This is a genomic window from Methylomonas methanica (genome assembly GCF_001644035.1).
GTDB classification, from domain to species: Bacteria; Pseudomonadota; Gammaproteobacteria; order Methylococcales; family Methylomonadaceae; genus Methylomonas; species Methylomonas methanica_A.
On sequence record NZ_LUUG01000108.1, the window covers coordinates 26,154 to 37,205 of the forward strand.

Annotated in this window: 9 protein-coding genes; 2 read left to right on the forward strand and 7 right to left on the reverse strand. The window is 50.6% G+C overall.

Features of this window, described 5'->3' with window-relative positions:
* Position 1: 1 nt before the first annotated feature.
* From A1332_RS20065 to A1332_RS20095, 7 genes are all read right to left on the reverse strand, one after another.
* On the reverse strand, positions 2-877 hold the full coding sequence (locus tag A1332_RS20065; protein WP_064010200.1) for a prephenate dehydrogenase: 876 nt from the start codon (positions 875-877) through the stop codon (positions 2-4).
* Complete coding sequence (gene hisC, locus A1332_RS20070; protein WP_064010201.1) at positions 870-1,973, reverse strand: histidinol-phosphate transaminase; 1,104 nt, start codon at positions 1,971-1,973, stop codon at positions 870-872. Before hisC ends, A1332_RS20065 begins: the two co-directional genes overlap by 8 nt.
* Positions 1,974-1,984: 11 nt before the next feature.
* On the reverse strand, positions 1,985-3,070 hold the full coding sequence (pheA, locus tag A1332_RS20075) for a prephenate dehydratase (RefSeq protein WP_064010202.1): 1,086 nt from the start codon (positions 3,068-3,070) through the stop codon (positions 1,985-1,987).
* Positions 3,071-3,078: 8 nt separating this feature from the next.
* Positions 3,079-4,158, reverse strand: a complete 1,080-nt coding sequence (serC, locus tag A1332_RS20080; RefSeq protein WP_064010203.1) for a 3-phosphoserine/phosphohydroxythreonine transaminase — start codon at positions 4,156-4,158, stop codon at positions 3,079-3,081.
* A gap of 2 nt (positions 4,159-4,160) precedes the next feature.
* Positions 4,161-6,770 (reverse strand): DNA gyrase subunit A, encoded by a 2,610-nt coding sequence (gene gyrA, locus A1332_RS20085; RefSeq protein ID WP_064010204.1) that lies wholly within the window; start codon positions 6,768-6,770, stop codon positions 4,161-4,163.
* A 126-nt stretch (positions 6,771-6,896) separates the two neighbouring features.
* Complete coding sequence (locus tag A1332_RS20090) at positions 6,897-7,616, reverse strand: dienelactone hydrolase family protein (protein ID WP_064010205.1); 720 nt, start codon at positions 7,614-7,616, stop codon at positions 6,897-6,899.
* Positions 7,617-7,638: 22 nt separating this feature from the next.
* Entirely contained in the window at positions 7,639-8,121 is a 483-nt protein-coding gene (locus A1332_RS20095) for a low molecular weight protein-tyrosine-phosphatase (RefSeq protein ID WP_064010206.1), read from the reverse strand.
* A gap of 124 nt (positions 8,122-8,245) precedes the next feature.
* Between A1332_RS20095 and A1332_RS20100 the strand changes: the two genes are divergently transcribed.
* Together A1332_RS20100 and A1332_RS20105 are read left to right on the forward strand one after the other, a co-directional pair.
* The gene (locus tag A1332_RS20100) at positions 8,246-9,997 is read left to right on the forward strand and encodes a methyl-accepting chemotaxis protein (RefSeq protein WP_064010207.1); all 1,752 of its coding nucleotides are present in this window, start codon (positions 8,246-8,248) and stop codon (positions 9,995-9,997) included.
* A 146-nt stretch (positions 9,998-10,143) separates the two neighbouring features.
* A complete protein-coding gene (locus A1332_RS20105) occupies positions 10,144-10,974 on the forward strand; it encodes an HDOD domain-containing protein (RefSeq protein ID WP_064010208.1) in 831 nt (276 codons plus the stop codon).
* Positions 10,975-11,052 lie beyond the last annotated feature (78 nt).

An 11,052-nucleotide genomic window follows, 5' to 3' on the forward strand; every position in this document is an offset into this window, starting at 1 on the left:
CTTAGTCTTCTTGTTGATCGAGAAAACGCTGCCGGGCATTTCTGGCATACGTAAAGGTTTCGAACAGTTGCGCGGATTGATCCTCAACCAGCAATTGTTCTATTTTGCTTAATTCCGCTTGAAACTGCCGGATCAAGGGCACGATTTCCTGCTTGTTCGCCAGACAAATGTCCTGCCACATGATCGGATCGCTGGAAGCGATACGGCTGAAATCCCTGAAACCGCCGGCGGCGTATTTAAATATCTCGCGCTGTTCGTCCTTGCGCCCCAACAGACCCACTAATGCAAAGGCCAGTATGTGCGGCAAATGACTGGTCGCCGCCAGAACGGTGTCATGATGCTCCACCGACATCACCGAAACACTGGAGCCGATCTTTTCCCAAAATGAATGAATTTTTGCCAGTGCCTGTTTATCGGTATTTGCTAACGGCGTCAGTATCAGGCGGCGATTAACAAATAAATCGACGGTCGAGGCATCCACCCCGCTACGCTCGGCACCGGCAATCGGATGCGCCGGCACGAAGTTGCTGGGTACGGCGCCGAAAACTGCTTCGAGTGCAGACACCACGCTACCCTTTGTACTGCCGGCATCGCTGTAGATTGTTTCCGCGTTCCAGTAAGGCTTAATCTGTTCGAAAATGACTTGCATACTGCCGACAGGCGTCGCAACAATCACGCAGTCGGTGTTTTCCAGTGCTGAGGCTATGTCGGTGTAAAACTGGTCGATGACGCCGAGTTGTTTAGCCAACTGCATATTCGGCAGATTTTTTTCCCGGCCATATGCCACAACCTCATGGCATAAACCTTGGGCACGCGCGGCTCTGGCAATAGAACCGCCTATCAATCCAATGCCGATGATACACAGGCGGTTAAACACCGCTCAACACCTCGCGCAATGCGTTTATAAATATCGAGTTTTCGCGCTCGGTACCGATGCTCACACGCAAGTGATTAGGCATTTCATAATTCGCTACCGGCCGCACGATGACACCCTTGCGCAGCAAGGCGTCGTAAATCGGCAAAGCCGCTTGATTAACGTCGACAGAAACGAAGTTGCCGGAGGAAGGAATCCACGGTAAATCCAATTTCCTAAAGGCATCGGTCAACTGCGCCATTCCGGCGTTGTTAAGCGCCACGGTTTGATGCAGATAATCGGTATCGCCCAGTGCGGCTTCCGCTGCGGCTAAAGCCAGCATGCTGCAATTGAAAGGCTGACGCACGCGATTTAACAAATCGGCGATATCCGGCGAGGAAATCCCGTAACCGATGCGCAAGCCTGCCAGGCCGTAAGCCTTGGAAAACGTGCGAGCGATGATCAAATTCGGATAACGATTCGGCCAATCCAATGATTCTGTTCTAGCAGCAGGATCGACAAACTCGTAGTAAGCCTCGTCCAATACGCACAACACATGGGCCGGCAATGACGCGATAAACTTTTCCAGTTCGTTTTTATCCAACAACGTACCGGTCGGATTGTTGGGATTGGCGATAAATACCAGACGCGTTTTATAGCCAATCTGTTCGCGCATCGCCGTCAAATCATGACCGTAGTTTTTAGCCGGCACGACTTTGGCTTTGGCCCCGACGGCCTGCGTTAGAATCGGATACAGCGCAAACGCATGCTGGGAAAACACTACCTCCAATTCCGGCGTAACGAAGGTGCGCATGACCAGTTCGAGGATCTCGCTGGAACCGTTACCCAGGGTAATTTGCTCTGGCGCCACGTTTAATTTAGCCGACAATGCAGCTTTCAACGCAAAACCGCTACCATCCGGATAGCGGGTTAATTCGGGCAATGTCGCTTGAATGGCTGCGGCGACTTTAGCGCCGGTACCCAGAGGATTTTCATTAGAAGCCAACTTAATGACTTCTTCTATGCCCAGCTCGCGCTGCAATTCATCAACCGGTTTACCCGGCACGTAAGGCACCAGCTGTTGAACGCCGGCAATAGCAAGTTCTAAAAATTTGTTCATCGACCTAAGATTTAAATGACGGCTTTTGGATAAGAGCCGAGGATTTTCAACATTTTGACGTTGTTTTGCAGGGTTTCCAGCGCCTTGGCGACATCGGGATCGTCGCGATGACCGTCAATATCGATAAAAAACACGTATTCCCACAAGCCCTGCCGCGATGGCCTGGATTCTATGTGCGCCATGCTGATGCCGTATTCGGCAAACGGCCCCAAAATCTTATGCAAGGCGCCGGCTTGATTGCCGGTGGACACCAAAATGGAGGTTTTATCGAGTCCGGTGGATGCCGGTTGCTGTTTGCCAATTACGATAAAGCGCGTGGTGTTGTTTGATTCATCCTCGATATGCTGTTCGATGATGTTCAATTCATACAATTCGGCCGCCATTAAACCGGCAATCGCAGCCTTATTGTGATCCAACGACGCCAATCTGGCAGCTTCGGCGTTACTGCTCACCGCCGTGCAAGGCACGCCAGGCAAATAAGTATTTAGCCATTGCCGACACTGCGCCAAGGATTGTTGATGCGAATAGACTTCGTTAATAGCCGCCAGAGTATCCATTTTACCGAGCAGATTTTGATGCACCCGAATTTCCACTTCGCCGCAAATTTGCAGTGAGGTGGTCATAAAACGGTCCAGCGTATGCGCGATCACGCCTTCGGTGGAGTTCTCAACCGGCACCACACCAAACTGGCAATGTCCGGTTTCCACCGCCAGAAAAATCTCCGGGATAGTCGCAACCGGAATGCCCTTTACGGCATGACCGAAATGCTTGAACGTGGCTTGCTGGGTAAAAGTGCCGACCGGACCCAAAAACGCCACTTCCAAGGGCTTTTCCAAAGCCAAACATGCCGACATCAGCTCACGAAACAGATGCACTGAAGCATCGTCACTCAAAGGCCCTGGATTCAACTCCTTGATTTTGCGTAACACTTGGGCCTCGCGATCCGCACGATAAAAACTACCGGTTTCGCCTTCGGCCATTTTGGTTCTGGCTACTTCGATCGCACATGCGGCGCGTTGATTAATCAGTTGCAACAGCTGCCTATCGATAGAATCGATACGTTCGCGTAACTCGGACAGAGGAATAATTGCCGTCATACCGGTAACTAGTGAGTGCGCTCGAACTCGGCCATAAAGTCGATCAAGGCATCGACCCCGGCTTCCGGCATGGCGTTATAAATGCTTGCTCTCATACCGCCGACCGAACGGTGACCGGGCAATGAACCCAAACCGCTTTTGTCAGCAAGCGCCAAAAATTCTTTGTCTAGCGCAGCATCAGCCAACACGAAAGGTACATTCATTCTGGACCGGTACTCTTTAACGACAGGGTTACTGTATAGAGTGGATTGATCGATAGCTTGATATAGCTTGCCGGCTTTACGAATATTTTGCTGCTCAATGGCTGAAATTCCGCCTTGTTGTTTCAACCATTGCAAAACCAATCCCAAAAGATACCAGTTGTAGGTAGCCGGTGTGTTCAACATGGAGTCGGCTTTCGCTTGCTGCTGGTAATCGAACACCGAAGGTACGGTTTTCGGTGCCAAGCCGACCAAATCATCGCGAACGATGACTACTGTCACGCCGGAAGGCCCCATGTTTTTCTGCGTACCCGCATAAATAATGCCGTAGCGGCTGACATCGACCGGACGCGACAATATGTTCGATGACATATCGCACACCAACGGCAAATCACCTGCATCGGGAACTTCGGAAAATTCCACGCCATGGATGGTTTCGTTGGAGGTGTAGTGCAGATAAGCAGCGTCTTTATCAATATTCCAGGTATCGAACGCTGGAATAGTGGTAAATTTTTCGGCTTCTGAGGTAGCAGCAAGCTGTACTTCGCAATATTTGCCAGCTTCCTTGATTGCACTGGTAGACCAAGCACCGGTATTTACATAACTGGCTTTGGTTTTACCGTTCAGAATATTCTGCGGAATCATCGCAAACTGCGCGCTGGCACCGCCTTGCAGGAATAGCACTTTATAATTGGCCGGAATGGCTAGCAACTCAATCAGATCGTTTTTCATCGCTTCGGCTATGGCCATGAAATGCTTGCCGCGATGGCTCATTTCCATCACCGACATGCCGCTATCTTGCCAATTCAACATCTCTTGTTGAACTTGCAGCAACACCGCTTCCGGCATCATCGACGGACCGGCGCTAAAATTGTAAATCCTTGCCATGCTTATTCCTCTTCTCCGCCAGATTCGGCGCTATCTGCTGGGACATCGGTTTCGTCAATATCGCCTTCGGCGTCGTCGTCTTCATCGCCCAGACCATCGATTCGATCCACGCCAACGACTCTTTCTCCCTTATCCAGACGAATCACCGTAACGCCTTGGGTATTTCTGCCGACTACGGAAATTTCCTTGACCCGAGTGCGAACCAATATGCCGCCGTCGGTGATCAACATAATTTCATCAGTATCGTTGACCAATACCGCGCCGACCACCGCGCCATTACGTTCGGAGGTTTGAATCGAGATTAAGCCCTGACCGCCGCGTCTATGCTGGGTAAACTCTTCCAGTTTGGTGCGTTTGCCGTAGCCGTTTTCGGTGATATTCAGCACCGTGCCTTCGGTTGAGATGATCAGCGAAATGACCTTTTGACCTTCCTGTAAGCGAATACCGCGCACCCCGGTAGCCGTTCGGCCCATCGAGCGCACGTCGGTTTCGTTGAAGCACACCGCTTTGCCGTCACTGCTGAACAGCAATACGTTTTGCTGACCGTCAGTAATCGCCACACCGACCAAGGTGTCGTTTTCATTCAAATCGATGGCGATCTTACCGTTGCTGCGCTGGCGTTCGAATTCGGGCAATGGGGTCTTCTTAACGGTGCCCGATGAAGTCGCCATGAAAATGTATTTATCCGCGCTATATTCACGCACCGGCAACATCGCGTTGATTTTCTCGCCCTCTTCCAAAGGCAGCAGATTCACAAAGGGCTTACCGCGCGACGCCCGGCTGGCAACCGGCAAATTGAATACCCGCAACCAATAAACTTTACCCGCCGACGAGAAACACAGAATCGTATCGTGGGTATTGGCGATGATTAATTTCTCGACGAAATCGTTTTCCTTGGTCGCCGTCGCCGATTTGCCGCGGCCACCGCGGCGCTGAGCTTTATAATCGCTGAGCGGCTGGGTTTTTACGTAACCCTCGTGCGACATGGTCACCACCATATCTTCTTCGGTGATCAGATCTTCAGCGGACAGATTGGAATAATCCTGAACAATTTCGGTGCGGCGGGCATCGCCGTACTGGGTTCTGATTTCTTCCAGTTCTTCGCGGATCACTTCCATCAAGCGCACATCGTTACCCAAAATATGCAAATATTCGTCGATCAATTCCAGCAATTGTTTGTACTCGTTGACGATTTTTTCTTGCTCCAAACCGGTCAAACGATGCAGACGCAAATCCAGGATGGCTTGCGCCTGCGCTTCTGATAAACGATAGGCGCCGTCGGCCAAGCCAAATTCAGCGGATAAATCATCGGGGCGTGAACGATCAGCGTCGGCCCTATCCAGCAAGGCGGCAACCAAGCCGGCTTTCCAGGTCTGTGCCAGCAAGCCCACTTTCGCTTCTTGCGGGTTAGGCGAGGCTTTGATCAGCTCAATCATTTCGTCGATATTAGCTAACGCAACCGCCAACCCTTCCAGGATATGCGCCCTTTCCCGCGCCTTCCGCAAGTTATAAATGGTTCTGCGGGTGACGATTTCGCGGCGGTGATCGACAAAAGCCGCCAGAATCTCTTTCAACCCCATCAAATGCGGGCGACCGTCGTACAACGCCACCATATTGATCCCAAACACAGTCTGCATTTGGGTTTGTTTGTATAGATTATTCAAAACCACGTCCGGCACTTCGCCGCGACGCAGTTCAATGACCATGCGCATACCGTCCTTGTCGGATTCGTCGCGCAGGCCCGAGATACCATCCAGTTTGCCTTCTTTAACCAATTCGGCGATTTTTTCCAGCAAGCGGGCTTTATTGACCTGGTAAGGTAGCTCGGTGGTTATGATGGCTTGGCGACCGCTATCGCCTATGTCTTCAAAATGGCTACGGCCGCGCAAATAGATACGTCCGCGCCCGGTGGCATAGGCTTCAAAGATACCGGACGCGCCGTTAATAATGCCGGCGGTCGGGAAATCAGGCCCCGGCACGATTTGCATCAATTCCGGAATTGTCAGATCGGGATTTTCGATCAAGGCCAGACAAGCGCTGATAATCTCGTTTAAATTATGCGGCGGAATATTGGTGGCCATACCGACCGCGATACCGGAGGAACCGTTGACCAACAAGGTCGGCACCCGGGTGGGCATAACCGTGGGTTCGGACTCAGACTCGTCGTAGTTGGCGACGAAATCCACGGTTTCCTTGTCCAGGTCAGCCAATAATTCATGGGCAATTTTAGCCATCCGCACTTCGGTATACCGCATCGCCGCCGGCGAATCACCGTCCACCGAACCGAAGTTGCCTTGACCATCTATAAGCATGTAGCGCAAAGAGAAGGGTTGCGCCATCCGCACCATGGTGTCGTAAACCGCGGTGTCGCCATGCGGGTGGTATTTACCGATCACGTCACCGACGATACGCGCCGATTTTTTATAAGGCTTGTTCCAGTCGTTTCCAAGCTCGTTCATCGCGTACAGTACGCGACGGTGCACCGGCTTGAGGCCGTCTCTAACATCGGGAAGTGCCCTACCGACAATTACGCTCATGGCATAATCGAGGTAGGATTGTTTCATCTCATCTTCGAGATTGACGGGGATAATTTCTTTAGCGAAGTCTGACATGGGTCCGTGGTTCCAGTGCAGTCGAAAGCTTATCGATCGACGGGTTAGCCTGAAGCATCAATTCCATTTAAGCATTGCTAACAGGTTTATAAAGCCGTCGATTATAGCAAACGCCAACGACCGCCGTCAGGCAAAAATCTCGGTCAAAAAGTTTTGCATGGCTTGCCAGGAACGACGGTCGGCAACCGGCTGATAAACTGTGCCAAAACCGGGATTGTTAGCCACCGGGTTGGTAAACGCGTGCATCGTATGACCGTAACTATGCAACTGCCAATCCGCACCAGCCTTGGTTAATTCGTTTTGCAAGGCAAGAACTTGCTCGGCGGACGCCATTGGATCGTCGTCGCCATGCAACACCAACACCTTCGCTTTGATACTGGGATTAGGAATGTTTTCCGGCGCACCCAGCAAACCGTGAAACGATACTACCCCGCAAATATCGACACCCGTCCTTGCCAAATCCAGCGCGCACAAGCCGCCAAAGCAAAAGCCTATCGCCGCAATCCTAGCGTTGTCGGCCCACGGCATCAGTTTGACTGTGGAAAGTGCCGCCAGTAAGCGCTGTTGCAATTTTGCTCGATCATGAATAAAAGGCTGCATCAACGCCGCATTTTCTTCCGGGCTGCTTCCCAGCACACCTTTACCGTACATATCGGTCGCGAACGCCAGATAACCTAATCCCGCCAACTTAAGAGCTTTGTCAGCTACAAACTGGTCTCTCCCGCCCCAAGCATGGTGGATCAGCACCACCGGTCTCTGCCCGACAATCGCATCGTCATAAGCAAAAAAACCTTCCAGCACCGTATCGCGATCCAAGTAACTGACTGTATTCGAGATTATCGCCATAAACTATTTCCTACCCTATTAATCACAACTCGCCAGTTTGTTGCAGTGTCTGTAAAAACCCAGCGGACGCTTCTTCCACCATGTCCAGCACCCGCTCAAAGCCGTAGCTGCCGCCGTAATAAGGGTCAGGCACTTCGCGTTGATTCAAGTGCGGCGCGTAATCAAGAAAGTGCCGAATTTTATGACTCAAATCAACCGGACAGGCTTCTTTTAATATGGCGTGATTCTCGTCGTCCATTACCAGTATATGATCGAACGCTTCAAAGTCGGCGGATACAACCTTGCGTGCCCGCAGATGTTTCAATTCAACCCCCCTATCGCGAGCAGCTTTTTGCGCGCGTAAATCTGGCGCGTCACCAATGTGATAAGCATGGGTACCTGCGGAATCTATTTGAAAGCGTTCCGCCAGGTTTCTTGTAGACACTAAATTTGAGAAAACGCCTTCCGCGGTGGGCGATCTACAGATGTTGCCCATACACACAAACAAAACCTTGATTTTCCGCATAGTTGTTAAGTTTTTAGAATAGATGACGCTAAATTGTAAGCTATACTCGGTTGGCATGTCTTCAGGATGGTACTGGAAAGACGGTTAATACAAGAAATTTAAAGCGTATTTAGGGGAGTTTCGGATGTTGATGATGAACTGGCATTCTGTAGGGGTAAAGGTGGTTTCTATAACCATGTCGGTGCTAACGCTTTTAGGCATAGCGATTTTGGTTGTTTACTCAAGCTTTGAGAAACAAAAGCTGATTGACCGGGAAATCAAAGCCTCACGGCAATTACTCACGCTGTCCGAATCAATCCGCGACAATGTTGTAAAAAAATGGGAATCAGGTATCTACACGCCTGAGCAACTAATGCAATTGGTCGAACAAAAAGGTAGCTCAAAAGCCAGAGAACTGGTCGTCGCCACCGTGCCAACCGCCAATGCCTGGGACGTCATCGAAGCAGAAGCAAAAGAGCACGGCTTTCGCTTCAAAGCACCGTCTCTTAACCCCAGAAACCCTCGAAACGCAGCCGATGACATCGAACGTCAAGCTCTGGAGTTTTTCAGAAGCAATCCTTCCGCGCAAGACTACAGCTACGTAGACGAAGAAAAACAGGAAGTCCGCTATTTACGCCCCGTCAAATTGGTCAAGCAATGCGAAATATGCCATGGCGACCCCAAGACATCGCAAAGCCTATGGAATAACGAGAAGGGCCAGGATTTGTTGGGTTATCCGATGGAAAATCGCCGCGCCGGCGACTTACATGGCGCATTCGAAATCGTCACCCCATTCAGCGTGGCCCTTGCCGAGCTTAAAAGTAATACCGTTTACGCTATCGGCTTCCTGTGCATAACGCTGATCATCATCGGCTTCACCGGCTACTTTACGATGAGCAAAATCATCATAGGCCCACTGACAGCATTGGCTTTGAAGCTGCAAGACATAGGCAGTGGTGAGGGGGACCTGCGGGCTCGCCTGGATGCGAGCGGCAAATCGGAGTTTGCCTGGATCGCATCGAGTTTTAATACTTTCGTTCGCAAAATAGCCAAAACCATCGATCAGATCAGCTCTACCAGTGAAAAGCTGGCCAGCTCTTCACACAAACTCGCCAATATCACCCAATCGACCCAAGCCGGTGTCGAGCGGCAATTGCACGAAACCACCTTGGTAGCCAATGCAATGAAGCAAATGACGTCTACGGTGCAAGAAGTCGCCAAAAATGCCGTTAGAGCATCGGAAGCCGCGGAAATTGCTGATCGCGAGGCGTCTTCAGGCAAAAACATCGTGAAAGACGCCGTGCATGGCATTAACAGCTTGGCTTCTGAAGTGGAAAACGCCGCCAACGTCATTCACGAACTGGAAAACGACAGCAACAGCATCGGCGAGGTATTGGGGGTCATTCAAGGGATTGCCGAGCAAACCAATTTGCTGGCATTAAACGCCGCGATAGAAGCGGCCCGGGCTGGCGAGCAAGGTCGCGGTTTTGCAGTTGTAGCCGACGAAGTCAGAACATTGGCTAGTCGCACCCAAAACTCGACGTTGGAAATCCAAAAAACCATCGAACGTTTGCAGGACCGCGCCAAACAGGCCGTGGCAGTGATGGAAAACGGTAGAAGCCGCGCTAACTCCAGCGTGGAGCAAGCCGCATCCGCCGGCGGCTCCATTACCACTATCAGCGAACGTATCGACACCATTAACGATATGAATAACCAAATAGCCAGCGCTGCCGAGGAACAAACTGCGGTTGCCGAGGAAATCAATCGTAATATCAGCAATATCAGCCGGGTATCCGAAGAAACTTCGGTAGGCGCGAAAAATACCGCAGATGCCTGCCACGAGTTACTTGACCTGGCTAACCAGTTGCGCTCCATGGTTGGAAACTTTAAGACCTAGCTATACCTTTATCGGCTTGGCTCGGCGTAACCCGCATTAGGGCGGCGCCGAGCCCTGAACCGGTGTTAAATTTATAAGGTTTGTTTGCCCAGGCTGGCTATAATTCACTAAGAATAATTACAATTTCGTAGCTTAAGGATGAAGACATGCCAACAAAAATGAACCAACTGTTCGACCAAATCCACAAAATTCCGCAAGTACCCGAAGTCGTAAGATCCATCATAAATCAGTTAAACAATCCCAATGCTGATATGCTCGACATAGCCAAAAACGTGGAAAAGGAACAAGTAATTGTTTTAAAAATCCTGCGTTTGGTCAACTCCGCGCATTTTGGTTTATCTCGTAAAATTGGCTCTATAGACGAAGCCATCACCATGCTGGGCATGAACCAGCTGAAAACATTGGTGGTCGCATCCGGGATTGTCAGCGTAGTACCGCAATTGGATAATTTCGATGTCAAACAAAGCTGGCGGAATAGTTTTCGCACAGCAGGTTATGCAAAATGGTTCGCGGCCCAAGCATGTCTGGCGACCGACATTGCCTACACCGCCGGGCTAATCAGCAATCTGGGTAACCTGCTGATTCACATCGGGAGTCCGCGAGAAGCCAACGAAATCGATCAGCATGTGAAAAACGGCAACGTTAGACTGGAAATTGAAAAAAGGCGCTTGGGCTATACCAGCCCGGCGATCTGCGCGGAGCTTTGCCGTCGCTGGAAATTTGCTGACGAATTAGTCGAAACCATTGAACAATCGGCTGAACCTTTGGCAGCTGAGACGCCTAATAAGTTAGCTTGCGCGGTTTTCCTTGCCCATGCAATCAGCGATTACCAAGATCAGGATTTGAATGAAGATCAGATTATAGCCTCGCTACCCAATCAAGTAACCGCACTTTTAGGACTATCTGAGCAACTTCTTAAGGAAAAATTGCCGGATGTACTAGCGGCTAAATCTGAGCTCGACGGCCTTCTGGATTAAACAACATAATTCTCAATAATCGTTCAGGCAAATTTATTTGCCTGAACGATTGCTTTTTACTAGGGGCTGTTGCCATTT

What these genes read in the sequence shown, in the direction of transcription:
- serC (WP_064010203.1), bottom strand. Translation starts at nt 4,158, where the DNA reads ATGGCAAGGATTTACAATTTTAGCGCCGGTCCGTCGATGATGCCGGAA.
- A1332_RS20090 (WP_064010205.1), bottom strand. Translation starts at nt 7,616, where the DNA reads ATGGCGATAATCTCGAATACAGTCAGTTACTTGGATCGCGATACGGTG.
- A1332_RS20100 (WP_064010207.1), top strand. Translation starts at nt 8,246, where the DNA reads ATGTTGATGATGAACTGGCATTCTGTAGGGGTAAAGGTGGTTTCTATA.
- gyrA (WP_064010204.1), bottom strand. Translation starts at nt 6,770, where the DNA reads ATGTCAGACTTCGCTAAAGAAATTATCCCCGTCAATCTCGAAGATGAG.
- A1332_RS20095 (WP_064010206.1), bottom strand. Translation starts at nt 8,121, where the DNA reads ATGCGGAAAATCAAGGTTTTGTTTGTGTGTATGGGCAACATCTGTAGA.
- pheA (WP_064010202.1), bottom strand. Translation starts at nt 3,070, where the DNA reads ATGACGGCAATTATTCCTCTGTCCGAGTTACGCGAACGTATCGATTCT.
- A1332_RS20105 (WP_064010208.1), top strand. Translation starts at nt 10,144, where the DNA reads ATGCCAACAAAAATGAACCAACTGTTCGACCAAATCCACAAAATTCCG.
- hisC (WP_064010201.1), bottom strand. Translation starts at nt 1,973, where the DNA reads ATGAACAAATTTTTAGAACTTGCTATTGCCGGCGTTCAACAGCTGGTG.